Source organism: Micromonospora xinjiangensis, assembly GCF_056150165.1.
In genome coordinates this window covers 318,237-342,165 of the sequence record NZ_JAXCFO010000004.1, presented here as the reverse complement: position 1 = coordinate 342,165, position 23,929 = coordinate 318,237, and the positions used below count along the sequence as shown (strand labels likewise).

25 protein-coding genes are annotated in these 23,929 nt (G+C 72.6%); 13 read left to right on the top strand and 12 right to left on the bottom strand.

What is annotated here, in order from left to right; genetic code table 11:
• The first annotated feature begins 177 nt into the window (after positions 1–177).
• The 6 genes from SM573_RS16990 (at position 178) to SM573_RS16965 (ending at position 5,968) form a co-directional block, all read left to right on the top strand.
• Positions 178–1,944: a putative T7SS-secreted protein gene (locus SM573_RS16990; protein WP_474616515.1), complete on the top strand. Its 1,767-nt coding sequence runs from the start codon at positions 178–180 to the stop codon at positions 1,942–1,944.
• Between the two features lie 12 nt (positions 1,945–1,956).
• Complete coding sequence (locus tag SM573_RS16985; protein ID WP_474610013.1) at positions 1,957–2,496, top strand: type VII secretion system-associated protein; 540 nt, start codon at positions 1,957–1,959, stop codon at positions 2,494–2,496.
• Between the two features lie 51 nt (positions 2,497–2,547).
• Positions 2,548–3,915 carry a hypothetical protein gene (locus SM573_RS16980; protein WP_474616514.1) on the top strand — a complete coding sequence of 456 codons (1,368 nt, stop codon included), beginning with the start codon at positions 2,548–2,550 and terminating at the stop codon, positions 3,913–3,915.
• Positions 3,916–3,951: 36 nt separating this feature from the next.
• The gene (locus SM573_RS16975; protein WP_474610015.1) at positions 3,952–4,551 is read left to right on the top strand and encodes a hypothetical protein; all 600 of its coding nucleotides are present in this window, start codon (positions 3,952–3,954) and stop codon (positions 4,549–4,551) included.
• A 146-nt stretch (positions 4,552–4,697) separates the two neighbouring features.
• Positions 4,698–5,246 (top strand): sigma-70 family RNA polymerase sigma factor, encoded by a 549-nt coding sequence (locus SM573_RS16970; protein WP_474610016.1) that lies wholly within the window; start codon positions 4,698–4,700, stop codon positions 5,244–5,246.
• Positions 5,243–5,968, top strand: a complete 726-nt coding sequence (locus SM573_RS16965) for an anti-sigma factor (RefSeq protein ID WP_474616513.1) — start codon at positions 5,243–5,245, stop codon at positions 5,966–5,968. The genes SM573_RS16970 and SM573_RS16965 overlap by 4 nt, the downstream gene beginning before the upstream one ends.
• 95 nt (positions 5,969–6,063) lie before the next feature.
• On the opposite strand, the gene SM573_RS16960 is transcribed toward SM573_RS16965, so the two are convergent.
• The 3 genes from SM573_RS16960 to SM573_RS16950 all read right to left on the bottom strand — a co-directional run bounded on the left by SM573_RS16960 (position 6,064) and on the right by SM573_RS16950 (position 9,431).
• Entirely contained in the window at positions 6,064–7,494 is a 1,431-nt protein-coding gene (locus tag SM573_RS16960; RefSeq protein WP_474616512.1) for a neutral zinc metallopeptidase, read from the bottom strand.
• Positions 7,495–7,666: 172 nt separating this feature from the next.
• Positions 7,667–8,599, bottom strand: coding sequence for a hypothetical protein (locus tag SM573_RS16955; RefSeq protein WP_474616511.1), 933 nt, complete (start codon positions 8,597–8,599; stop codon positions 7,667–7,669).
• 136 nt (positions 8,600–8,735) lie between these two features.
• Positions 8,736–9,431: a methyltransferase domain-containing protein gene (locus SM573_RS16950; protein WP_474616510.1), complete on the bottom strand. Its 696-nt coding sequence runs from the start codon at positions 9,429–9,431 to the stop codon at positions 8,736–8,738.
• A gap of 43 nt (positions 9,432–9,474) precedes the next feature.
• On the opposite strand from SM573_RS16950, the gene SM573_RS16945 reads away from it, so the two are divergent.
• Positions 9,475–9,861, top strand: a complete 387-nt coding sequence (locus tag SM573_RS16945; RefSeq protein WP_474616509.1) for a MerR family transcriptional regulator — start codon at positions 9,475–9,477, stop codon at positions 9,859–9,861.
• A 191-nt stretch (positions 9,862–10,052) separates the two neighbouring features.
• Entirely contained in the window at positions 10,053–10,784 is a 732-nt protein-coding gene (locus SM573_RS16940; RefSeq protein WP_474616508.1) for an alpha/beta hydrolase family protein, read from the top strand.
• Positions 10,785–11,033: 249 nt separating this feature from the next.
• On the opposite strand, the gene SM573_RS16935 is transcribed toward SM573_RS16940, so the two are convergent.
• Together SM573_RS16935 and SM573_RS16930 are read right to left on the bottom strand one after the other, a co-directional pair.
• Positions 11,034–11,708 (bottom strand): glyoxalase, encoded by a 675-nt coding sequence (locus SM573_RS16935; protein ID WP_474616507.1) that lies wholly within the window; start codon positions 11,706–11,708, stop codon positions 11,034–11,036.
• 122 nt (positions 11,709–11,830) lie between these two features.
• Positions 11,831–12,187, bottom strand: coding sequence for a VOC family protein (locus SM573_RS16930; protein ID WP_474610024.1), 357 nt, complete (start codon positions 12,185–12,187; stop codon positions 11,831–11,833).
• 146 nt (positions 12,188–12,333) lie between these two features.
• On the opposite strand from SM573_RS16930, the gene SM573_RS16925 reads away from it, so the two are divergent.
• Complete coding sequence (locus tag SM573_RS16925; RefSeq protein WP_474616506.1) at positions 12,334–15,132, top strand: ATP-binding protein; 2,799 nt, start codon at positions 12,334–12,336, stop codon at positions 15,130–15,132.
• Between the two features lie 112 nt (positions 15,133–15,244).
• On the opposite strand, the gene SM573_RS16920 is transcribed toward SM573_RS16925, so the two are convergent.
• Entirely contained in the window at positions 15,245–16,480 is a 1,236-nt protein-coding gene (locus SM573_RS16920) for a low temperature requirement protein A (RefSeq protein ID WP_474616505.1), read from the bottom strand.
• An 88-nt stretch (positions 16,481–16,568) separates the two neighbouring features.
• On the opposite strand from SM573_RS16920, the gene SM573_RS16915 reads away from it, so the two are divergent.
• Positions 16,569–16,802, top strand: a complete 234-nt coding sequence (locus tag SM573_RS16915) for a hypothetical protein (protein ID WP_474616504.1) — start codon at positions 16,569–16,571, stop codon at positions 16,800–16,802.
• A 77-nt stretch (positions 16,803–16,879) separates the two neighbouring features.
• Here SM573_RS16915 and SM573_RS16910 read toward each other — a convergent pair whose 3' ends face one another.
• The 4 genes from SM573_RS16910 to SM573_RS16895 all read right to left on the bottom strand — a co-directional run bounded on the left by SM573_RS16910 (position 16,880) and on the right by SM573_RS16895 (position 20,064).
• Positions 16,880–17,839, bottom strand: coding sequence for an SDR family NAD(P)-dependent oxidoreductase (locus SM573_RS16910; RefSeq protein ID WP_474616503.1), 960 nt, complete (start codon positions 17,837–17,839; stop codon positions 16,880–16,882).
• A gap of 130 nt (positions 17,840–17,969) precedes the next feature.
• A complete protein-coding gene (locus SM573_RS16905; protein ID WP_474616502.1) occupies positions 17,970–18,608 on the bottom strand; it encodes a hypothetical protein in 639 nt (212 codons plus the stop codon).
• Entirely contained in the window at positions 18,605–19,357 is a 753-nt protein-coding gene (locus SM573_RS16900; protein WP_474616501.1) for a hypothetical protein, read from the bottom strand. The genes SM573_RS16905 and SM573_RS16900 overlap by 4 nt, the downstream gene beginning before the upstream one ends.
• Positions 19,351–20,064, bottom strand: a complete 714-nt coding sequence (locus SM573_RS16895) for an ABC transporter ATP-binding protein (protein WP_474610031.1) — start codon at positions 20,062–20,064, stop codon at positions 19,351–19,353. Before SM573_RS16895 ends, SM573_RS16900 begins: the two co-directional genes overlap by 7 nt.
• 113 nt (positions 20,065–20,177) lie before the next feature.
• Here SM573_RS16895 and SM573_RS16890 point away from each other — a divergent pair, with 113 nt between their 5' ends.
• Positions 20,178–21,026 carry a sensor histidine kinase gene (locus SM573_RS16890; protein WP_474610032.1) on the top strand — a complete coding sequence of 283 codons (849 nt, stop codon included), beginning with the start codon at positions 20,178–20,180 and terminating at the stop codon, positions 21,024–21,026.
• Positions 21,023–21,688, top strand: a complete 666-nt coding sequence (locus tag SM573_RS16885; protein WP_474610033.1) for a response regulator — start codon at positions 21,023–21,025, stop codon at positions 21,686–21,688. Before SM573_RS16890 ends, SM573_RS16885 begins: the two co-directional genes overlap by 4 nt.
• Before the next feature lie 22 nt (positions 21,689–21,710).
• Here SM573_RS16885 and SM573_RS16880 read toward each other — a convergent pair whose 3' ends face one another.
• Complete coding sequence (locus SM573_RS16880; RefSeq protein WP_474616500.1) at positions 21,711–22,655, bottom strand: acyltransferase domain-containing protein; 945 nt, start codon at positions 22,653–22,655, stop codon at positions 21,711–21,713.
• A gap of 126 nt (positions 22,656–22,781) precedes the next feature.
• On the opposite strand from SM573_RS16880, the gene SM573_RS16875 reads away from it, so the two are divergent.
• Positions 22,782–23,330, top strand: coding sequence for a dihydrofolate reductase family protein (locus SM573_RS16875; RefSeq protein ID WP_474610035.1), 549 nt, complete (start codon positions 22,782–22,784; stop codon positions 23,328–23,330).
• A 93-nt stretch (positions 23,331–23,423) separates the two neighbouring features.
• Here the strand turns inward: SM573_RS16875 and SM573_RS16870 are convergent, their stop codons facing one another.
• Entirely contained in the window at positions 23,424–23,894 is a 471-nt protein-coding gene (locus SM573_RS16870) for a MerR family transcriptional regulator (protein WP_474610036.1), read from the bottom strand.
• Between the last annotated feature and the right edge of the window lie 35 nt (positions 23,895–23,929).

The following is a 23,929-nucleotide window of genomic DNA, read 5'->3' as shown; positions in this document are numbered from 1 at the left end:
CAGACAGGACAGGTAGATGCCCCTCCACCGGACATGGGCGGCGATCGGACGCGACCGGGACGTGAACCGTCTGCGGCGTTGCTACGTGTGGGGGTCGTCCCCGACGCCGGTCGGGGCGTACGGAGTCCCGGGGGTGATTGGGGAGTGATGGCGCGTCCAGGAGCGGCCGAGTGGTCGGTGTTGCAGCTGGACTCCGACCCGGTACCGGGTGATCCGGAGTCCTTTGAGGAGATCACCCGCGCCTACCAGGAGTTGGCCCGAACCACCCAGGAGGCACACGACCTGCTCGCCTCCGGCAGCCAGATCGACATCGGCCAGGGCAAGGCCATGGAAGCCTTCAAAGACCTGATCGGCAAACTACCGCCCCGACTCGACCGGATGGCCCACTCCTACGCCGCCGCCGCCGAGGCGTACCTGCGCTACCTGCCCTCCCTCGAAGAGGCGCAGACCATGTCGCTACGCGCCCTCGACCAGGCCCGACAAGCCGACGGCGACCACGGCGCCGCCCAGGCCGCACTCTCCTCCGCCCAGGCCGCCCTCACCGCACTCAGCGGCGACACCGACGCCACCCAGGCCGCCAAGGACAAAGCCGACGACGACCTCACCGCCGCCCAACACCGCGCCGACAACGCCCGCCAGGCCCTCGACCAAGCCAAAGCACTACTCGGCCAGGCCACCGCCCTCCGCGACCAAGCCGCCCGCACCGCCGCCGAAACCCTCCGACACCTCGCCAAGGACGCACCCCAACGATCCCTCTGGGAAAAGATCGCCGAAGCATTCCACGCCTTCATCGAATTCCTCCGCAGCACGGTCATCGAATGGATCACCACGATCCTCGACGTCCTCTCCGCCATCGCGTCATTCATCTTCCCGCCACTCGGCTCCGCCATCGGCCTACTCTCCGGCGCCATCGACCTCGCCGCAGCGGCACTCAGCGGAGACCCCGCCGCGATCGGACTGGCAGCCGGCGGCCTGGCCCTCGGCCTGGTCCCAGGCGGACGACTCGCCGGCCGAGTCATGAAGTTCGCCCTCAAAGGCACCATCAAGGACGGCATCAAAGCCGGCACCAAACAACTCACCAACATCAAAAGCCCCGGCACGGTCCCGGACGCGCGCGGGCCGGCGGGCGCCGGCTCGGGCTTCCACAGCCTCGGCCCGGGCACGGTCGTCAAGGGCGCGCTCGACCCGGCCGGCGCCAAGCTGAAGGCCCTGCGCAACAAGGCCACCATCAACTACGCGAAGATCCGGGGAAAGTTCGACAAGAACACGATCATCGGTTGGGACGACAAGAACAATTTCGTCGTCTCCAGCGCCAAGAACGTCAAGTCGGAAGAGATGCTGGACAGCCGCGGCAATCAGATCGGCGTGCTCTTCCGCAGCCGGGAAACAGACCACAACTTCCTGAAGTTCGCCTCGTCGGACGTCAACATGGCCCTCTCCAACGGGAAGACCCTCCCGCAGGCGGCGATGTTCCGCAGCGTGCCGGACGGGCGCGACATGAGGTTCCAGTTCGACGCGACGAAGGAGCGGGTCGAACTGGCGCCGTGGAACGGGTCGAAGGCCGACCCGAACTTCGTCGTGGCGCACGGCACCCCGCGAGGCGCGTTCGTCACGTTGAAGAACGGCAAGGTGATCCAGGTGCCCGGCGGCCAGTTCGCCAAGGTCCTGAACGCCAACGAGGATTTCCGGAGTCTGACGCGGACGAATCCCCAGGGGCCGATCACGTTGCTCTCCTGCAATTTCGGTAAGACGTCGGGCACGGGCGGGCAGGCGTTCGCCGACGCCATGAAGAACCTCGGCGACAATCGGCAGATCTTTGCGGCAACCGATTCCGTTTTCGTCGGCGCGCACCCCCACCCAGGGGCGCCCGGGCGCACGATCGGCCAGATCGGCGTCGAGAACATGGGCACGTTCGTCGAGTTGAAGCCGACCCGTTCTCAGTAAGGGAGTAAGCACGTGAGCGAACAGGACGACAGCAGTTTCGACCGCAACTGGATGCTGCTGCTGGACAGCGACTGGTCACCGCCACCGGGGGCCGGCGACCAGGCCGGGGCGGTGCCGCCGGTGGAGTCGATCGTGGGTGGGTGGCTCGTCGACGACGACGGAACGGTAGGCGCGTTCGAGCCCAACCCGCTCTACCTGCCCAACGACCCGGACGCGCCGACCGGACCGGTCGACGCGGCGGCGAAGCTGGTCGTGGCGGGGCGCGCCGAGGCGGACCTGGTCCTCCTCGCGATGCGGGACAGTCTGCTCGGGGTCGCGGTCGACGACGAGGGTCACGTCGTCGTGGCACCCGCCCCCGACGGGGTGCCGTGCGTGCTGGTCGCCACGGGGGCGGCGGACCAGCGCCGGGTGCAGGCACCCGGATGGCGGCAGGTCGGTGGCACCGAGTTGGTGGAGCTGCTGCCCGAGGACGTCGACGTGCTCCTCAATCCGGGCGGCCCCGCCTCGATGCGGCTCTTCGGCGCCGCGCTACGCGAGGCCGTCACCGCATGACCCGCCGGACTGCCCGTCCGAGTCACGACATTCGCTGTGAGTGAGGTAATCATGCGCAGGCTGCTCCGTACCGCCCTGCCGTGTCCGTCGCGGGCGGCGGCCGGCCGGTTGCTGGCCGTCGCCGCCGCGCTGGTGTTCCTGCTGCTGCCGCTGACCGCGGGCACAGCGAGCGCCGTGGAACCCTCGGTGCCGTACTGGGTGGTGCCGGGCGAGCCCGGCACGGAGAGTGATCTCACCCTCGCGGGGGTGGCCGACCGGGTGCTCGGCGACTCCCGACGCGCGCCGGAACTCTTCGATCTCAACAAGGGGCGGACACAGCCGGACGGTCTCGCGTTGACCGAGCCGGGGCAGCCGATCATGGCGGGCTGGGTCTTCGTGCTTCCCAAGGGCGCGACCTCCGGCGAGATTAGGATCGGCACGCCGCCGAGCGCCCGCCCGAGCGGGGGCCGGCAGCCGGGAGCACCGCCGGTCGGTCGGTCCGATCCGGCCGCCCCGGTGGCGGTGCCGTCCGCCGCGCCCGTGGGCGAGACCCGGATTCTCGGCCTCCCTCCGGTCACCACGGCGCTGCTCGCCGCGGGCACGCTGCTGGCAGTGGCCGTCGTCGTGCTGGTACCGATCCAGCCGAGGCAGCGCCGGCGCCGAGCCGCGTCCCCGCGCCGCGCGCCGACGCCCGACACCGATGCCGTCCTGGACCACACGGTGCGGCACCTCGCCACCCAGGCGGGTCAGGCCGAGGTGTACGCCGCGCTGATCGGCCCGGAGCGGGTCTCGCTGCGACTGGCGCCGGCACTGCCGGAGGCCCCGGCCCCGTGGCAGGCGCGGCAGCAGGGCGCGATCTGGGAGGCCGCGCGCTGGCAGCTCGCTCAGCGCACCGGCGGCGGCGACGCGTTGCCGCTGCTCGCCACCGTCGGGACGGTCGGAGGTGAGTTGGCCGTCGTCAACCTGGGACGCGCGACAGGAATCGTGGCGCTCGTCGGAGATCCCGCGGCCTGCATGCGCGTCGCCGGCGCCTTCGTCGGCGAGATCCGCCGTCGCACGACCTCGGCGTCCACCGCGATCAGCGTGGTCGGTCCCCCGCCTCCCCCGTGGCCGGTCCCGGAGCAGGTCCGGGTCGTGCCCGACGCCAACGCGGTACTGGCCGCGTCCGACGATGGCGTGAGCGCCGCCCACCAGGCCGGTGTTCTGCGCGACCACCTGGTGGTGGTCACGGCCGCGATCCCGCCGAGCGAGTTGGAGCGCCTCGGCGCGCTGGCGGCCGTCTCGGGCGGCACGGCGGCGGTCCTGGTCGTCGGCGACGCGCCGAACGCCGCGTGGCGATTCGAGGTCGACGCCGACGGGACGCTCGACGTCGGTGTGCTCGGGCTCGACCTCGACCGTCCGGCCCCGCGCGGTCGACGCGTCCCGACTCTGCGCCGCTGACCCACTCCCCCTGTCCGAACCCGTCGATCGATTGGCATGGCGATGAAGGCACTCACCCCGCGCACCCTGTTCGGTTCCCTGACGCTGGCCGCCGCGCTCCTCGCGTCCGCGTGTACCACCACGGTCACCGACCCGGTCGCCGTGCCTCAGCCGGACCCCAGCGGTGGCGGGCCGCGGCCGCAGGCCGGTGCCGCGCAGGACCCGCGGGCGGGCGGCGCGCCGGACGACCTCGGGCAGCGCAGCCCGGACGGGGGTTACTGGCCGGCGTCGGTGCAGCTCGGCGAGAATCCGGAACTCGGCCCGGTGGTTCTCGACGGGCAGGGCTTCACCCTCTACCGGTTCGACCGGGACAGCGCCTCGCCCTCCCGGTCGAACTGCACGGGAGGGTGCCTGACCACGTGGCTACCGGTGCTCGTGAGCGAGACGGTGAAGTTCAAGGACCTCGATCCTTCCCGGCTCGGCGCCACGGCCCGCTCCGACGGAACCCAGCAGGTGACCGTCGGTGGTTGGCCGGTCTACCGCTTCGCGGACGACCGGGTTCCCGGCCAGATCTCCGGCCAGGGCGCCGACGGGGTCTGGTTCGTGATCGCTCCGGACGGCGGCAAGGCGGCCGCGCCGGCCGGCCGGGGACGTTGACGGTGTGACGGCGTGACGGCGTGACGGCGTGAGTAGAGCGACAAATTCGTTAGCGATCATCGGAAGACGAAAGTGCGCAAGGCATCCTGGTTACCCGTGTGCGCCGATGGAGACCGGCGGCGTGGGGCCAGCGGAGGATGGTACGTATGGCGGGGTTGAGGCCCGTTCGCCGGCAGGAAGTAGCAGACGAGGCCTTGGTCCGGTCGCTCTACGAGGAGCATGGGCGCGCGATGCTCGCGTACGCGACCCAGCTCACCCGGGACCGCGCCGCCGCGGAGGACGTCGTCCAGGAGGCGCTCGTACGGGCGTGGCGTCACCCGGACAGCCTGGTCAACGGCAAGGGCTCGGTACGGGGGTGGCTGCTCACCGTGGTGCGCAACATCGTCCTTGACACGGTCCGTGCCCGGAAGGCGCGACCGCCCGAGGTGCCCGAGAGCCCGACAGACGTCGCCGTCGAGCGGGACCACGCCGACCAGGTGGTCAATTCGATGCTGGTGGTGGACGCCCTCAACCGCCTCTCGCGCGAGCACCGCGAGGTACTCGAGCAGATATACTTACTCGGGAGTACTGTCGCGGAGGCCGCCAAGGCACTTGGTGTCCCGCCGGGCACGGTCAAGTCACGCTCCTACTACGCACTCCGGGCGCTCCGCGACATCGCAGGGCGCCCCGCCGGGGTGGAACGGTCTGCCTCATGAAATCGGACGGCGCGATGCCCGCCAGTGACCACGTGGACATTGGCGGCTATCTGATGGGCGAGCTCGACGAGGAGCAGGTCCGCCACGTTGAGGAACATCTGGCGGGCTGTGCGGAGTGTCGAGCCGAGGTCGAGTCGCTGCAGGAGTGGAAGACGGCGCTCGAGGCCGTGCCCGAGGCGATGCTCCTCGACGGCCCACCCGAGGGCGGCGACCTGTTGCTGCAGCGCACCCTGCGCCAGGTCCGCAGCGAGTCGTCCGGGCGTCGTCAGCGCCGCGGCCTGATCCTCAGTGCTGCCGCGGTGGTGGCCCTCGCCGCCGCCATCTCCGGCGGTGTCGTTCTCGGCCGTACGACCGGCGACGCCCCCGACACACGCGCCCTGCCCACCCCCTCGACCTCGGTGACGGCCGCCAACCCGGCCACCCGTTACGCCAGCGCGAGCGACCCGGTCACGGGTGCCCGGGTCACCGTCGCCGTGACCCCGGCAGCAGGATGGGTGCGGATCAACGCGGCGGTGTCCGGAGTCCCCCAGGGAGAGCGCTGCCGCCTGCTGGTCGTCGGTAAGGACGGCAGTACCGTGCTGGCGGGCAGCTGGCTGGTGTCCGAGGAGGCGGCGGCCCACGGCACCACCCTCGACGGCAGCGCCCTGATCGACCCCGCCCAGGTCGGCGGCGTCCGCGTGGAGAACACCGACGGCAAGGCGTACGCCACCGTGACGCTGTAGGCGGACGGGCCACGCGACGACCGGCCCCCGGTCGGGAGACCCGCGCGGCGCGCGGACCAGGTGAAGCACGCCGGCACCGTGCCGGCGACGCCGCCCTACCGGTACTTCTCCAGGCAGGGCGCGGGCGTGCCGGCGGAGAAGCCGGCCCGGAACGCCTCGACCCGAGCGAACCCGGAGGGGATGCCGGCGCCGTTGACGTCGGCGGCGATCAGGCTGCGCGACGCCAGCATCTCGGCGACGGCCTCGTCCAGATCGCCGGGGGAAAGCTGCAGCACGGCACCGCGGCCCACCACGATCGTCGCCGCCCAGACCCCGGTGAGGCACGCCGTGCGCTGCGCCGTGGCCAGCCCGGTGAGCGGAAGACCCTCCGCGCGCTGCATCGCCAGCGCGTACCGGGAGGCGATCTCCGCGAAGGCGGCGAAGTCCCCGATCCCGCCCTGCCCCTGCTCCGGGGACGTCGCGAGACGGGCCAGCTCGGCCAGGTCGAGGCCGACCGTGTCGGTGGCCGGGCAGTAGGCGGCGGGGGCGGTGACGGTCACCTCCGGGCAACCCGGCAGGGACGGGCTGATGGCCGGCCACGCGACGGCGCCGTCCCGGTCGAAGGCCGCCCGCAGTGTCTCCTGGAGCGCGGCCAGGGTATCCGGGTCGTCCACCGGCAGGTCGCCGGTCACCTCTGCGGTCGCCGACGGCCGGCCGGTGGCCGGTTGGGTGATCCGCCGCCGCACCTCGGACTCGTCGATGCGGGCGCACCGGGCCGGGCCGTCACCGAAGCCGAGCTGGAACGCGGAGATCCGGTCGAAGGCGTTGCCGTGCGCCCCCGCCCCTTCGAACCCGGTGTCCACACCGTCGCGGATGAAGAACAGCGTGGCGAGGATCTGGTTGAGGCCGGGCCCGGTGGACAGCCGAAAGTGCGGGGCGTTGCCCTCGGCCACCCACCGGAAGAAGCTCCCCGCGTAGCAGTCGGCCTGCTGCTCCTTCACGATCGAGCTGGTCCGCCCGTCGACCGCGCCGAGCCGGAACTGCACGCCGTGCCCCACCTCGTGGGCGAGGACGGCCACCACCGCCATCGGCCCGAACGAGTCGTCGAGCATCGGAAGCAGCTGGCCCCGATCCCAGGCCACCGTGTCGTCGGACGGGCAGTAGAAGGCGTTCACCGCCCCCTGCGTGCTGCTGTCGCAGACGGCGACGCCCGGGCCGGTGGAGTCGTACGAGATGAGCCGCGCGACCGGGTCGAACCGCCGACCGAAGGTGGCCGGCAGCTCGTCCGCCCAGTATCTCTGCACGTCGTCGATGGCGTTGCGGGCGAGCCGGTCCGCCTCGCCGCCGTCGCTACCGACGGCGACCAGGCGTGAGTCGGGCACCCCGGGCCGGGGACCGCTCACACCCGTCGTGATCTCCAGACCGGCGACCCTGGTCGCGTTCCAACGCTCGGCGGCGCCGGTCCCCTCCACCGCGCGGACGCAGCCGGCGAGCAGCGACGCCACGCCGAGGGCCACCCCGCCGAGGGCCAGAGCCCGCCGACTCACCGTCCGCCTGCCGTGAATCATCAGTTCGCGCAACCTCTCGGCGTCGAGGCACGGACATGGCGCCTCGATTGGCGATGGCCGGCCGAGAGGGCCACCCGGCTCGGCCGACACGACGACGGGTGTGCCGGCCCGGCGAAGAACCGGACCGGCACACCCGTACGAGATGTGACGGTCAGCTGAAGCGGACCGAGACGACGGCGTCGTCGAAGCCGATCGAGGCCAGGTCGGCGACGTCACCGGCGATGAGCTGTGAACGGCCGGTGCAGTCCGGGCCGGACCAGATCTTCAGCGAGCCGGGGGCCGCGACGGAGGAGGCGACGCCCGGGCGGGCGAGGTTCTGGCACCCGGGACCGGCCACTCCCTGAGAAGCACCGTTGTCGCTGAAGTTTGCCTCGTCGAAGAAGACGGCACTGGTCGCGGGCGGCGCGGTCGCGTCACCGGTGTCCGGAGTCGCCTGACTGCCCTGCGGCACGCCGGCCTTGCCGCCGGTCGGGGTCACGCCGAACCAGGTTCCTCCGACGCCCTGCCCGAGGGTGTCGCCACGCTTGGTGTCCTTGGCGAAGCGGTACACCGGCCAGCCGTTGATGGTGACCTGCCGGGCGCCGTCGGCGCGCCGGACCGTGCCGACCGCCGCCTTCCTGATCCCGGCGATGAAGATCTTGCCGCCCGGCGCGACCGTGACCGGCGGCCAGGTCTGCGCGCAGTCGCCGTTGCAGTTCGAGGTAGGCGGGTTGTTGCTGTCCTTGTCGAAGCGGTAGAGCGTGAGCCCGGCACCGTTGACGACCACCGGGTCCAGGTCGCCGGCCTTGCCCGCGGTCAACTGCACCCACCGCTGCGCGGACTGTCGGACCGCCCCGGTCGCGACGCCGCCGTTCGGTACCGCCCAGTCACCGGTGCCGGCCGGCGAGTTGTTCGACTTCGCGGTGCCGGGGAGCAGCGCGAGGTCGCCGCCGGCGGCACCGCCGGCGGGCGCCGTGGCCTCGCCGCTGGCCGAGGCGGACGCCCGCGCCGGCGCCGGTGCCTCCGGGGTCGAGGCGCACGCCGTCAACGCCGCGACGCCGGCAGCCATGAGGGCAACAAAGGGCACGAGGTGCTTGCGCATCATGTCGAGGTCTCCAAGTTCTACCCCGGCTCCCAGGACGTCCGGGAGCCGTTCGGCATCCACACGGACCTCGCTCGGAAACGGTTCAGCCGGTTTTCCGGCCCGGTTCGCGCCGGTCGACGGCGGCTCCGGTCCCGGACTACCGCTGCGCGGCGACGAGGAACATGGGCACGGCGACGAGGACGCGGTCCGCGCGGGCGCGCTCGGCCTGCTCGCTCAGCCAGCTCTCCTCGTCGGTGATCCGTCCCAGCAGGGCGAGCGCGCTGGCGTCGGTGAACACACTGGTGTGCACCTCGACGACCGGGTCGGTGAGGCCGGCGTCGAGCAGCAGATTGCGGTACCTCCGGGCGACGCGCGGCGAGGGGAGTTTGTCGGCCTTCGCGTGGACCAGCCTGCGCGTGGTCTCCGGGTCGTCCGAGTCGATGGCGATCATGTCCCAGTCCTGGCCGACCAGGACCGCCCGGCCTCCCGGCGCGAGCACCCGGCGGGCTTCGGCCACGGCCCGCGCGGGGTCGGCGAGCGTGTGCAACACCTTGTCGGCGCGGTAGTGGGTGACCGAGCCGTTCTCGAACGGCAGCTCGTAGGCGTCGCCGACGTGGAACTCGCCCGCCGGCCATCGTTCCCGGGCCACGGCGATCATCTCGGCGTCCAGGTCGACGCCGATCGCGCGGGCGCCGCGCTCGGCCAGCTCGGCCACGGCACGGCCGCCGCCGCAGCCGACGTCGACCACGGTTCGGCCGGCGAGGTCGCCGAGCAGCTCGTAGGAGCGTACGCGCAGCCGCACGGCGACTGGCTGTGCGTCAAGGGCGTCGAGGGCAGCAAGCAGACTGGACATGCCCGCCATGCTGCGACTTAATGTCGACATGAGGTCAAGCCCGATGACGATCGGCGAGCTGGCCGACCACTTCGGTCTGCCCACCCACGTACTACGGCACTGGGAGTCGGTGGGGCTGCTCTCCCCGGCGCGCGCCGAGGGCGGCCGCCGCCGCTACAGCCGCGACGACCTGTTCCGGGTGGCGTCGATCGTGCGCGCCAAGCAGGCCGGCCTGCCGCTACCGGAGATCCGCGCCTTTCTCGCCGCGCGCGACCCGGCCGCCCGCAAGGAGGTGCTACGGCGCAACCACCGCGCGTTGCAGGACAGGATGGCGGCGCTGCGGGCGGCGCTGGATCTTCTCGAGGCCGGGCTGAACTGCTCGCACGAGGACATCGCCACCTGCCCGAACTACCGAACCCATCTCACCGAGCTGGTGCGGGGTCGCGACTAGGCCCTGCTGACGTCAGCCGCCGCAGGCGCCGCCGCGTGGTTCCTGTTGGGGCCGGCTGTGATACGTTCCCGGACGCCGTGCGCTGCTGCGACCTGAGGAGGTGAGACCGATCAACGCTGTGACAGGTCGGGCCTCCCTCTCCCGCATGGCCCGGGGAGTGCCCGCAGAGGGCATCCCCGAAAGGCGTACACATGCGCTTCACCTCCGACACGTCGTCTGACGGCGTCCGCGAACAGCTCTTCACCCTTGGCGAGATTCCCGGTGTGCTGTGGACGCCGGAAGGCTCCACCGGTACCCGTCCCCTGATCCTCATGGGGCACGGCGGCGGCCAGCACAAGAAGGCTCCCGGCGTCGTGGCTCGCGCGTACCGCTTCGTGACCGAGTGCGGCTCGGCGGTGGTCGCGGTCGACGTGCCCGGCCACGGCGACCGGCCGACCGACGAGGAGTACCACCGGATCGCGACCGAGAACCAGGCACGCGTGGAGGCCGGGGAAGACGTGGCTCCGCTGATCGCCGGTTTCCAGGCGCTCGTCGCCCGCCAGACCGTTCCGGAGTGGCAGGCGGTCCTCGACGCGGTCCAGGGCCTCGACCACGTCGGCGCCGGCCCGGTCGGCTACTGGGGCGTGTCGTTGGGCTGCGGGCTCGGCGTCCCGTTCGTCGCCGCCGAACCGCGGGTACGCGCCGCGGTGCTGGGCTTGGGCGGGGCACTGGCATCGGCCGAGCACGCCGCCCGGATCACCGTCCCGGTGGAGTTCCTCCTGCAGTGGGACGACGAGCGGGTGCCGCGGGCGCAGGGCCTGGCGCTCTTCGACGCCTTCGCCTCGGTCGAGAAGACCCTGCACGCCAATCCCGGGAGGCACGCGGAGATTCCGGCCTCCGAGCTGGACAGCACCGTGCGGTTCTTCGCCCGGCACCTCCGCTGACGTCACACCCGGTCCGTGACCCGCCGATCAGGAATGGACTCCGGATCGGCGGGTCACGGACTGGTCCGGGTGGCCGGCGACAGGCCGAAGCTCGGGAGAACGACGTGGGGTGAGGTGCCGGAGGCTAGAAGGAGAAGCAGCCGGAGGGGTGCGCGACGGCCCGGCGGTTTCCGGTGGAAGCACCTTCGCGCACTGCGCGACCTCGATGCCCTGTCGCCGCGCGGGTGAGTTCCTCGCGGCGGCAGGGCGTCACCGCCCTCTCTTCGGGTCGAGGAGTCCTGCCGGCATGGTCAGGTCGGCCCCGCCGTAGCGCCCGTTCGGGGTGGCGGTCTCCCACTCGAAGCCGTCCGGGTCGGTGAAGGTTCCGGCGCTGCCGCCGATGGCGAGCCGGTGTGACCCGGTGCCGTCGGGCGAGACGCCGGCGTCCTTGGCGGCGGCCCGGCGGCTGTAGAGCGCCAGCGTGATGCTCGAGGTGGCGAACTCGACGTACCGGCGGCCGAAGCTCCTGGCCACGGGCAGGCCGCGCTCCACGTAGAACCGCTTGGTCACGGCCACGTCGGTCACTCCCAGCAGGAGGACGATCTGGTCGATGTGCCGGGTGGCCGGCCCGGTGTCCTTCTTCGACGATGTCGCGATCTTCCAGATCGTGCCGTAGGGGTCGAGGAGCACGCCGCCGTAGCCCCAGAATCCCTTCGCGGCCGGCTTGACCGTCGTCGCCCCGCCCGCGAGGGCGGTGTCGAAGAGGCTGTCCACGGTGCTGGGCTGGGACACCACGAGCGACATGGCGTACCCGCGGAAGCCGGAGGTGGGCGCCTGGGTGGCGCGTACGCCCACTCGGCGACCCACCCCGAAGGCGGCGGTGTAGAACGCGTCGGCCGCCGCGGGATCGGGCACTTCGAGCGTGACGGATTCGATGACGGACATTCCAGGTCCTCCCATGGTTGTGGTCGCGGCTGTCGTGCCGCGCAGATGACAGGGGTGTGCTCGTTTGCCGGCAGGGATCCCACGGATGTGCTCGCGTTGACCGCCGGCGCGGCTGGCGCCGCTCAGCGGTCCTGGATCAGCCCCAGGACGTTGCCGTCGGGGTCGGTGACGGTGGCCACGAGACGGCCGGCACCGACGTCCTGCGCGGGCTCGCGCACGGTGGCACCGGCGGTGGTCAGTTCGGCCAGCTTCGCCTCGACGTCCGGCACGTGCCAGTAGGCCACGGGCGAGGTCATGCCCTGCGGACCGCCGCCCGGCACCAGCCCGATGTGCTGGCCCGCCGCGTCGAAGCCGACGTAGTACGACGAGTCGGTCGACGGCGGCACGCCGAGCAGCGCGGCGTACACCGCCTTGGCCTTCGCCAGATCCGACACCGGGTGCAGCGCGGTCTTGATTCCCGGGATGGAAGAGCCGTCCATCGTTCCTCCTTCAGGTCGCGGGGCCGCCGCCGGCCCTGGCGGCTGCGTGTTCACAGCATGTCCGCCGGCACCCCCGCCCGGATCCGTGCTGGCCACGGAGCCGACCACGGAACCGCGGCAGGGAGGGCTTACGACAGGATGGGAGCATGGTTGACATCTCCCCTCGGGAAGCCGAGGTGCTCGCGCTTCTCGGCGAGCACCTCAGCAACGCCGAGATCGGGGCGCGGCTGTTCATCTCGGTTCGTACCGTGGAGACCCACGTCTCCTCGCTGCTACGCAAGCTGGAGGTCCCGGACCGGCGGGCGCTCGCCCAGCGTGCGCCCGAGGTGGCCGGCACCAACCCGGCTCACCCGGCGCCGGTCCTGCCGGCCCCGTTGACCTCGTTCGTCGGCCGGATCCAGGAGCGGGCCGAGCTGACCGAGCTGATCAGGGCACACCGGCAGGTGACCGCGGTCGGCCCCGGCGGAGTGGGCAAGACCCGGCTCGCGCTGGCGGTGGCCGCGGACGCCGCCAGCGCGTACCCCGACGGGGTGTGGTTCGTCGACCTGGTCCCGACCACCGACCCGGGCCTGGTCGCGACCGCGGTCGCCGGGGCGCTCGGCCTGGGCGAGCAGCCCGGTCGCGAGATGACCGAGTCGGTGGTCGCCGCGTTGGCCGACCGTCACGTGCTGCTGGTGTTGGACAACTGCGAGCACGTGGTGGACGGGGTGGCGCTGTTCGTCGAACGGCTGCTGGCGGCGTGCCCCGCAGTGACGGTGCTGGCGACCAGCCGGGCCCGCATGATGGTGCCGTTCGAGCGGGTCTACCCGGTGCCGCCGCTGTCGCTGTCCGTCGACGGCGCGTCGGACGCGGTCGCGTTGTTCATGGAGCGGGCGGCGGCGGTGGGCTGGTCGCCGGATCCGTCGCTGCACGACCAGATCGCCGCGATCTGCGAGCGGCTGGACGGCATGGCGCTGGCGATCGAGCTGGCCGCCGCGCGGTGTCCCGCGCTCGGGCTGGACGGCGTCACCGCCGCCCTGTCCCATCCGCTGCGGATGCTCACCGGTGGCTCCCGTGCCGACGACCGGCACCGTTCGGTACGCGCGGCGCTGGACTGGAGCCACGCCCTGCTGGAGCCGGCCGACCGGGCGCTGCTACGCCGGGTGTCGGTGTTCGTGGCGCCGTTCACCGCTTCGGCGGCGGCGGAGGTCGCCGGCTCCGAGGACGGCTTCGTCGCCGACGGCCTGGCTCGGCTCGCCGAACAGAGCCTGCTGGTGGTGACGGCCTCCCTGACCGGCACCCAGTACCGGGCGCTGGAGACCATCCGCCAGTACGGGACGGAGCGGCTCACCGAGGCCGGCGAACTGGCCGACGTCCGGTTCCGCCACCTTCGCTGGTGCTCGGCCCAGGCCGCGCTCCTGGAGGGGGCAGGAGCGGACTGGCGGGCCCGTTTCGACGCGGTCGCCGACGACCTCCGTGCGGCACTGGCGTGGGCCGCCGACCGGCCGGAGCGGCGCGCCGACGCCCATCGCCTCGCCCGGCGCCTGGCGGAGCTGACCTTCACCCGCCACCTGATCGGCGAGTCCCAGCTGCGCTACGAACAGGCGGCCTCGCTCGCGGACGACCCGGCGGCCGCCGCATCGATGCTGCGGCAGGCCGCGGCGGTCGCGGGATGCCGGATGCGCGGTGATGACATGTACCGCCTCCACCGCGCGGCCGCGGAGGCCGCCCAGCGGTCCGGGGACGCCGCCGGTGCCGCCTCTGACCTGGCGACCGCCGCCACCAACGCGTACCGGTTCTGGACGAAGTTCGAACGGATTCCGTCGCAGGAGGAGGCGACCGCGCTCCTCGGCGAGGCCAGGACGTTGGCCGGCGACGACCCGGCCGCCCGGGCCGCGGTGGCGCTGGCCGAGGCAGGGGTGCTCAGCGACGCGTTCGGCGCTGCCCAGGGCCCACCCGACAACGCCGTACCGGAGACGATCGCGCGCGCCGAGCGGGCGGTCGAACTCGCTCACCGCACGGGCGACCCGCTCGCCGAGTCCGCCGCACTCGACGCGCTCACCGGCGCCCGGAGCTGGGCCGGTGACACGTTCGCCGTGGCGGCCACGGCCCGGCGCCGGATCGCGCTGCTCGCGTCGGCGCCGGTCACCCCGGCCAGCACCCACGAGCTGCTCGACGCGCTCGGCATGGCCACCGAGGCCAGCCTCGGTGCGGGGGATCTGCCGGGCGCCCGCCGGTCGGCGCGGCAGCTCGCCGATCATCCGTTGCTCGCCGAGGTCGGCCATCGTGCCACCGGCTGGCTGCTGGTGACCGACGCGTTGGCGGGCAACGTCGACGAGGTACTCGCCGGCAGCGTGCGGTTCCTGGAAGCGTGGCAGCGGGCCGGCAGCCCCGCCCGGTCCGTGCTCGGGCCGGCGGCGGCCGGCGTGGCGATGATCCACGGTCTGCGCGGCGACGAGGAGGCCCGAAGCGACTGGAACGCGGTCCTGGATCAGCTGGGCACCCCACCGGAGCACACCTACGGCTACGGTGCGGTCTTCGACGGGATGCTACTGCTGCACCGGGGGCAGGCGTCGGAGGCGATGGAACGGATGGCACCCGAGCCGGGCGAGGTGTGGAAGTGGGTCACCTGGATCTGGCTGCACTGGTATGTCGCGTTGCGCGCCGAGGCCGCCGTACTCGCCGGGAGCCCCGACGCCCGCCGCCGCCTGGCCGAGGCCCGGACCGTCGTGGCCGGCAACCCCGTGGCCGACGCGATGGTGAGACGCGCCGAAGCCCTGCTCGACGGCGACCAGGAGGCGGTGCTTGCCGCGGCCGGCGCGTTCGACGCCGTCGGCTGCCGTTACCAGTCGGCGCGGACCCTGCTGCTCAGCGGCGGCGCCCAGGCCCAGCGTGGCGCGGCCGCGCTGGGCGACCTCGGAATCGGCCCCATGAGCCCTTGGCGGCCCCGGACCATCACGACCTGAGACCCGGACGGGTCGGCGGGCTCCGGCTCCGGTACGACGGCAGCAACGGCCGTCCCGCGGGCGGGTCAGCGTCACGACACCTCGCCCCGCCGCGGGCGTTCCCGCCGCGTGCTCACGCCTCGGAGTCGCGATCGCCGGTCGCCCCCCGCCCGATCGGCGAGGTGGACAGCTCGGGCGATCGTCCCCGGCTGCGCAGGGCGTCGAGGAGCGCCACCAGGGCCAGCACCGCGGCGACGACGCTCAGCCCGGCCATCGGCGCCCAGCGGGCCAACGCCGGCGTGAACAGCAGCAGGGCCACCACTCCCACCAGCCATGGTGGGGAGACCCGGCCGAAGATCTCGTACTCCAGCACCGTGCGGACGACGAGGAAGAGCACGGGGCCGCCGACCACGAAAAGCAGCCAGCTGGGCCGCGGCGGCCCGTACGGATGATCGATAACCAGCTCGTAGCCGACCGCGGTGACGAGCACGCTGAGCACGATCAGCAGATGCGTCCGTTCCGAGGCCGTGCCGAGCCGGGCGGGCATGCCCGCCCGACCCAGCGCCTCGGTCAGCAGCACCCCGGCTCGGTAGAAGTAGAGGCGCCAGAGCAGCGCGCTGGTGGCGAACGCGATCCCGAAGGCCGCTGCCCGTTCCGTGGAGTAGTCCGTGCCGCTGAAGACCATGCCGATGACCAGAATCGACTCGCCGAGGGCGATGAGGAACATCTGCTGGTGGCGGTCGGCGAGATGGGCCCCGGCGATCCGCCAGCGGTGCACCGCTGAGGCGCCGAGCCGCGGCAGCGGCCAGCCCAGGGCCCAGGCGACGTAGTCGACAGCGAGGGCGGCGGCCCACAGCGGCAGGCGAAGTCGGTCCGGGCCCAGCGCGCCGGCGAGCCAGAGCGGCGCGCTCGCCGCGGCCCACGCGGCGAGCCGAAACGGCACCAACCGTCGCGGATGGCCGCGCAGCGCGGCGGCGACGACCAGCGGCCGCACCAGCATCACCATCAGGTACGCGGCCGCGAACGGCAGCGCTCGCTCCTCCAACGCGCGTGGCAGCGTCACCGCCATGACCAGACCGGCGAGCATGGTGCCGACCACGACGGCCTGGATGATCGATCGTTCCGGTTCGTAGCGACTGGTGATCCAGGCGGTGTGGGACCAGATCAGCCAGAGCGCCAGGAAGAGCAGCAGGGTGCGAGCGAACCCCGCGACGAGAGCCCACCCGGTGTCCTCGCTCAGGTCTACGAATCGTTGCGAGACCCGGGTGAGGGCCACGACGAAGGCCAGATCGAAGAAGAGCTCCAGGAACGTGGCGCGGCCCGAACTCGTGGGCGGGCGCAGCAGCTCGGCACCGCGTCCCCCCGCCATCGTCCGCCTCCGTCCGCCCCTCGTCGCACCAACGAGCCGGCCGCCGGGATCGTTGCGTCAGCTCTCCGTGGCCCTGTCACCGTTACCGGTGACCCTGATCGGCCAGCGCCCCCTGCGTCTGCGGGGCAACGACTTCCTCGTCGACGGCACGCGTCCGGTGATCCTCGGCGCCGGCCTCCTGGCCGCCTTGATGGGTGGGATCGCCTGTCGCCGGATGTGCGACGCCCCATGGACCGGCCGCGAACGCCGGCCCGAGGGCGTCGACGAGCGGGAGGTGGTCACCGACGAACGCCCCGGCCAGAGGCGTGCTGGGCGGACATGACGGGGTGCCTTCGCCGGGGGCGGAGACCAGGTGCCGGTGATCACCTGCCCTGCGGCGTCGCCGGTGCGCGGGGGCGGTCAGCCGGGGGTGGGTCGATTCCCGCGTGCCTGCGCGACGCCCAGCCACTCGCCGAGCCGGCGTCGGACCCGGCCGCGGCGATACCCGCCCTGCACCGCACCGGCACGTGGTGCATCGAACAGCGAACCCGCCCCGGGCGCGGCGGCGGTCGGCCTGGTCACGAACGTCGCGCTCCACCGGGCGACCAACGACTCGGTGGTGTGCGGCGCGACCCGGTGGGCGAAGAGCGTCAGGTGTGAGACCAGCCCGGTCGTCACCTGCCTGCGCGGGCGGCGGGCGCACGCGAGGATCGTGGCGGCGAGACGCTCGGGTGCGTACGCGGGCGGGATGGCGCGTAGTTGTCGGCCGGTGTGGTTGGCGGCCCGCTCGAAGAACGGTGTGTCGACCGGCCCGGGCAACACGAGGCAGACCCGGATCCGGGGATGACCGGCGACCTCCTGTTGGAGGTTCAGGGCCAGCCCTCTGATGGCGAACTTGGTCATGGAGTAGAGCGGGACCAGCGGGTTGGGGACCACCGACAGCAACGATCCGAGGAGCACGAGGATCCCGTGGCCCTGCGCCTGGAACGTGGCGAGCGCGGCGCGGGCGCAGAGGGTGGTGCCGAACACGTTGGTGTCCACCAGCCGGCGAATCTCGTCGACCGATTCGGAGCCCAGCGGCCCGGCGATACCGACGGCCACCGCTTCGACCCAGACGTCGATGTGCCCGAACCGCTGCACCGCCAGCCGGGCCATCCGCTCGACGGCCGCGGGATCCGCGATGTCGGTCGGCACCACCAACACCTGCCCGCCGCGTGCTCGGCAGTCGCGCTCCACCTCCGCCAGCGCCGCTTCGCCGCGCGCGGCGAGCACCAAGCGGGCCCCTTCGGCGGCGAATGCCAGGGCGGTCGCGCGGCCGATCCCGCTCGACGCCCCCGTGACCAGCACCACGGCGTCACGGAACGTTCTCCGTCCACCCATCGCACCTCCCGCAACACAGCGGAACGAGATCTCCCCAACTACCCACGGGCGTGACAATCACTCCCCTGGCGCAGCACGCCGCGTTCCCGAGTACCGGTGGAGCGGTCGCGAGGGCCGGGAGACACGGTTGTCACGCGTCGCTCCGGTGGAACACGCAAGCGGCGAGGCCCAGCGCGGAGAGCGTCCAGACGATCGTGGCGGCCGCGCCGCGTGACGGATCGAGGGCGGCGGTGTCCGGCAGGTAGGCGGCGATACGGCCGGGGCGGGCCCGCAGCAGCGGGCCTGCCACGAAGTACAGACCGAACAGCAGGATCACGGCGGGCACCGCGCGGCGGACGACGCCGGCTACCGCCGCCCCCAGCAGCGTGGTGAGGGTCAGGTACCCGGTGGCGGCCGGTATCCAGGTGGCGCCGCCGGCCGGCAGGGTGCTGGCCGCCGCCGTCGCCGCGGCGACCGGGAGCGTCACCGCACTCAGCGCGAGGGCCTTCACCGCCTGCAGCGGCAGCCGCCGGGGCATCGCGAGCAGCGTCGTACGGATCTGACCGCCCTCCTGGTACTCGGACGCGGCCGCCAGCACGCCGAGCACGAGGAGGCCGGCCTGGGTGTAACCGAGCGGCGCCAGGGCGGCGGCGTCGCCGATCGGCGCAGCGCGGTCGGCGGACGCGGACGCGTACGCCAGCAGCAGGGTGGCGGTCACGGTCAGCAGCGCGGTCAGGCGCAGTGACGGCAGCGTCACCAGTTTGCGCAGTTCGGCGCGGGCGACGTTCACACGTCCCGCCGCTGGAACAGCACGGCGCCGATCCCGAGCAGCACGACGACCCAGGCCGCCATCACCAGGCCGGCGGTCACCGGGGCGATCTCGACGGGAAAGTCCCCGCCACGGATGAACATCCGCGCGCCGGCGATGTCCGGCAGGTAGGCGGCGAGGTCGGTGACCTTGGTCAGCAGGTAGGACACCGAGACGACGGTGCTGTTGATGATCAGCAGCGCCAGCGGCACGATGCCGTTGCGAGTGATCAGCGCGATGGCGTACGCCAGCAGCGCGGTCAGCGTCCAGTAGAGGATCGCGGCGGCGACCCGGGCCGGGGCGGGCTCCGGCACGTGTTCGCCGTGCAGCATCCGGGTGAGGGCGAGCGTGGCGGTCGCGGTCACCGCCGCCTGCGCCGCGACGACCAGCACCAGGGCGGTGGTCTTCGCCAGGAGCAGACGCGGCCGGTCGGGGACCGCGGTGAGCGTCGCGGTGAGTTGCCGGGCCCCGGGGGCGTTCTGGCTGGTGGACGTGTACTCGCTGCTCACCGCGATCACGCCGAGGACCATGGGGCCGATCAGTCCGACGCCCAGGTCGCGTAGGCCCAGGTCGGTGGTGTCGGTGAGGGTGCCGGCGGTGATCGCGCGGCGGGTGTACGGCGCGTTCAGCAGGACGACGGCGGGTGCGATCAGCGTGCCCAGCACCAGACCCGTCCAGGCGGTGGGCAGGCCGAGCAGCTTGCGGAGTTCGGCGCGGACCAGGTTCACCACGGGCGGTCCGCTTCGGTGGAGGTCAGCGCGAAGAAGGCGTCCTCGAGGGTGGGATGGTCGCGGGTGATGTCGGCGAGGCTGCCCTGCGTCACGATCCGACCCTTGTCGATCACGACGACGTCGTCGGCGATCTCCGCGAGTTCGCCCACCAGGTGGCTGGAGAGGAGGACGGTGCGCCCGTGCGCCGCGCTGTCCCGGAGGAACTCGCGCATCCAGCGGATCCCGACCGGGTCGAGGCCGTTGACCGGCTCGTCCAGGACCAGCACCTCGGGGTCCCCGAGCAGCGCGGCGGCGAGCCCGAGCCGGCGGCTCATGCCGAGGGAGAAGCGGCCGGCGCGCTTGCGCCCGTCGCCGGTCAGGCCCACGATCTCGAGGACCTCGTCGGCGCGCGAGTCCGGCAGGCCGTTGCTGGCGGCCACCCAGCGCAGGTGGGCGCGGGCCGTGCGGGCCCGGTGCGCGCCGCTGCCGTCGAGCAGCGCCCCGACCCTCGTGAGCGGGCGGTCCAGTTTCCGGTACGGACGCCCGCAAATCAGCGCGGTCCCGCTCTGCGGGCGGTCCAGGCCGAGCAGGATGCGAAGGGTCGAGGTCTTGCCGGCTCCGTTCGGGCCGAGGAAGCCGGTGACCCGGCCGGGTCGGGCCTCGAAGGTGACGTCGTGCAGGACCCGCGTCCGGCTCTTGGTCTTGCTGACGCGATCGATCGTGATCATGGTTCGGAGTCAACCGGTTCTCCGGCCCGCACGCATCGGACCGTTCTCGGATCCCGCCGGCCGGGTCGGTCCGTGGACCGTCAGACCGTGGTCTGAGAACTACAGTCGTGGCGGTGAACACCCATCCGCGCCCCTCCGGACGGTCCCGCGTCGTGCTGGTGGTCGCCGTGGTGGGCAGCGTGCTGGTGATGGCCATGTGCACGGTGGGTGCGCAGGGTCCGCTCGGGATCGTGCTGCCGCCGCTGATTGTCGGGTTGGCTGTCGCGACCGCGGTGTGGGCGGTGCGGCGCTCCCGCGCCGACCGCACCGCCTACGAGTCACGGCTGACCGCCTGGGCCGCGTCCGAGGCGGTGCTCGCCGAGCGGTTGCGGATCGCCCGCGACCTGCACGACATCGTCTCGCACGGCCTGGGCCTGATCACGGTCCGCGCGGCGGCCACCCGGCACCTGCCCAAGCCTGACGAGGTGGCGGCGGCGCTGGCCGATATCGAGGACGCGAGCCGGCACGCGACGACCGAGCTACGCCGGATGCTGACGGTCCTGCGTGAGCCGTCGGCCGCCGGCCGTCGTGCGCCGGTGGACAACCTCGACGACCTGCCCGCCATCGTGCACGGCGCGTCGCTCGCCGGGCTCCGGACGCGGCTGACGGTCGAGCCGCTGGGCCAGGTGTCGCAGGGTGTGCAGGTCGCCGTCTGCAAGACCGTGCGGGAGGCGCTGAGCAACGCGGCGCGGTACGCGGGCCCGACCGACGTGCGGGTGCGGGTACATCGGGACGGCACGTACGTGGTGGTGACGGTGGCGGACAACGGCCCGTCGGTCGACGGATGGCGGGCCTCGCCGGGGGCCGGTCACGGGCTGACCGGGTTACGGGAGCGGGTCGGCAGTCTCGGCGGCACGGTGTCCGCGGAGCACGTCGGCGCCGGCTTCCGCGTCACCGCACGGATCCGGGACGAGGCGGCGTGAGCGGCATCCGGGTGCTGTTGGCGGACGACCAGGCGCTCCTGCGACACAGCCTCGCCATGATCATCAACAACGAGCCGGACCTGGCGGTCGTCGGCGAGGCCGGCGACGGCGCGCACGCCGTCGCGCGCGCCCGCGCCACCCGCCCGGACGTCATCCTGATGGACGTCCGGATGCCGCACCTCGACGGCATCGAGGCGACCCGCCGCATCCGCACCGACCCGGCGCTGTCCACCGCCCGAGTCCTGGTCCTGAGCATGTTCGAGCTCGACGAGTACGTCTACGACGCGCTGCGCGCGGGTGCGTCGGGCTTCCTGCTCAAGGACGCCCGCCCCGAAGAACTGGTCGAGGCGATCCGCCGCACCCACCACGGTGAGTCGCTGTTCGCGCCGTCGATCCTCACCCGGCTCGTCGCCCACTACGTCGCCGCGCCCCGTCCGGACAGGCCCACGCCGGCGCTGCGGCGGCTGACCGGTCGTGAGATCGAGGTACTGACGTTGATCGCCGGCGGCCTGTCGAACGACGAGATCGCCGCCGCCCTGGTGATCTCGGTGAAGACGGTGAAGACGCACATCACGCACCTGATGGCGAAGCTGGCCGTACGAGATCGGGCACAGCTCGTGATCGCGGCGTTCGACGCGGGGCTGGTGCGGCCCCGTCCCTGAACCGCGCCGCCGAGGGATGCCGCTAGAGTGGGATTCGCCCGCGGCGGATCTGCCAGTGGCGGCCGGCCTTCAGGTGATCCACGATCGCGCGCTGGAGCGCGGTGCGGCGGGGCAACTGGTCGAGCGGCGTGGTCAGGGTGCGGAACACGAACCGCAGCACCTCGACGTCGGCGTCCAGCCCCTCCGGCTCCTCGTACGGCTCCAGCTCGAACCTCCGCTGGAACCGGAGGATGTTCGAGTCCTCGGGCAGGTACTCGCGCAACTGCGGGTCGAGCAACCACGAGCCGCAGGAGAACGCCGTGTAACGCTCGTCGGGAAAGTGGCGCGGAAAGAACCGGCGGGCCTCGTCGAGCGACGCCGCGACCGCCTCCGGCGTCAACGGCCCGGACTCGGGGATGTGCAGGTCGATGGTGGTGCTGCCGCGCTGGTGCTGCAGCCGGCCCAGCTCGTAGATGCCGCCGCGCGCGTGCAGCGTCAGCCAGCTCTGCATGACCGGCCAACCCTCGCGGTGCATCCGCCGGTCGATCGCGAGGTTGCGGCCCAGGTCCGCGAGGGTCGCCCACGACACGGCTTCGGCGATGCCGTGGTCGCGGTGGTACGCCGTGACGACGTCGACCAGGGCCAGGTACGCGTACACGTAGAGGTGTCGCCAGGCGGGGCCGCGTTCACGGGGCAGTTCCGGACCGGGCGCCAGCCACTGGTAGCCGCCGAGGTCGGCGCGGACGAGGGCGATCGAGCGGTCGAGCAGCCAGCGCAACTCCGGAGTCCACAGGGGAGAATTCGGGTCGGGCCAGCCCGCCATGATCTCGGCCGCGTCGTCCGGGCGCACCGCCAGCCGGTCGAGGATCGCGGGCGCGTCGGCCTTGGCGGGCAGCGGTGCCGACGGCCCGTCACCGGCGAGCCGGCGCACCCGGTCGATCTCCTCGACGGGTACCCCGAGGCGGGTGGCGATGTCGTCCAGATCCACGGCGACGACCCTACCGGCCGGTCGACGGCGCCACGGCCCCGTATCGCCCGCGCTCGGTCCGCACCATCACCGCTGTCGGGCGCGACGATCCACCGGGGAACGCACCGCCGCGGGTACGCTCACCGGATGCGACCTCTCCGCTACTCCATCAACGTCACGCTGGACGGCTGCTGCGACCATCTGGCGGTCGACCCGGACGAGGAGCTGCATCGCCACCACGTCGAGAACCTCAACCGGGCCGACGCACTTCTCCTCGGCCGGGTGATGTACGAGATGATGGAGCAGGCGTGGCGGCCGCCGGCGCCGACGGGGTCGAGACCCGACTGGATGGAGCCCTTCGCCCGGACGATCGACGCGGCGAGGAAGTACGTCGTGTCGAGCACCCTGGAGCGGGTCGACTGGAACGCCGAGCTCGTGCGCGGGGATCTGGGCAAGGCCGTTCGACAGCTCAAGCAGGAGCCGGGCAGGGGGCTGTTCGTGTCGGGCGTGACGCTCCCGCTGGCGTTGACGGAGCTGGGGTTGATCGACGAGTACGAGTTCGTGGTGCATCCGAGGCTCGCGGGCCGCCCACCGACGCTCTTCGCGGGCCTGTCGAAGCATGTGGACCTGAGGCTCGTGAGCCGGCTGGAACTCGGCTCGGGAGCGGTGGCGTTGCGGTACGAGCCGAGACGGTAGTCACCGCTCCCGACCGGTGACCACGCCGCCTACCGCAGGTGCACGGCACTGCCGGGGTTCCGCCTTGGTCCCCGCGCCGGACGACCCGCACGGCTACCCGGCGGGCGGGAGGTGCCCGGTCGGCGCCCACAGCTGGTCGGCGTCACCGGCGGCGAGCCGGCCCCGGTACACGTCGATCTTGTGGTCGATGGTCCTGAGGTTCTCCTGCAGCTCGGCGACCTTGGCGTTGACGTCGGCGCGGTGTGCCTCCAGGAGGGCGAGGCGTTCCTGCTCGTTGCCACGGCCGGCGGAGACGAGCTGCGCGTAGCGCCGGATGGTCTTGATGGGCATGCCGGTGGCCCGCAGCCTGGTGCAGACCGTGATCCAGTCGAGGTCCAGCTGGTGGTAGCGCCGGGTGCCGCCGGCGGTGCGGCCGACCGGGGTGACGACCAGGCCGGCGCGTTCGTAGTAGCGCAGGGTGTGCGCGCTGACCCCGGTGCGGCGGGCGGCCTCGGCGATGCTCACCCCTTCGTGGGGGACGGCGGTGGGCGGCCCGGACCCCGGCCGAGACTTGACTTGGAGCATGCTCTAAATCCTAGCGTCGTGGTCATGAGTGCTTT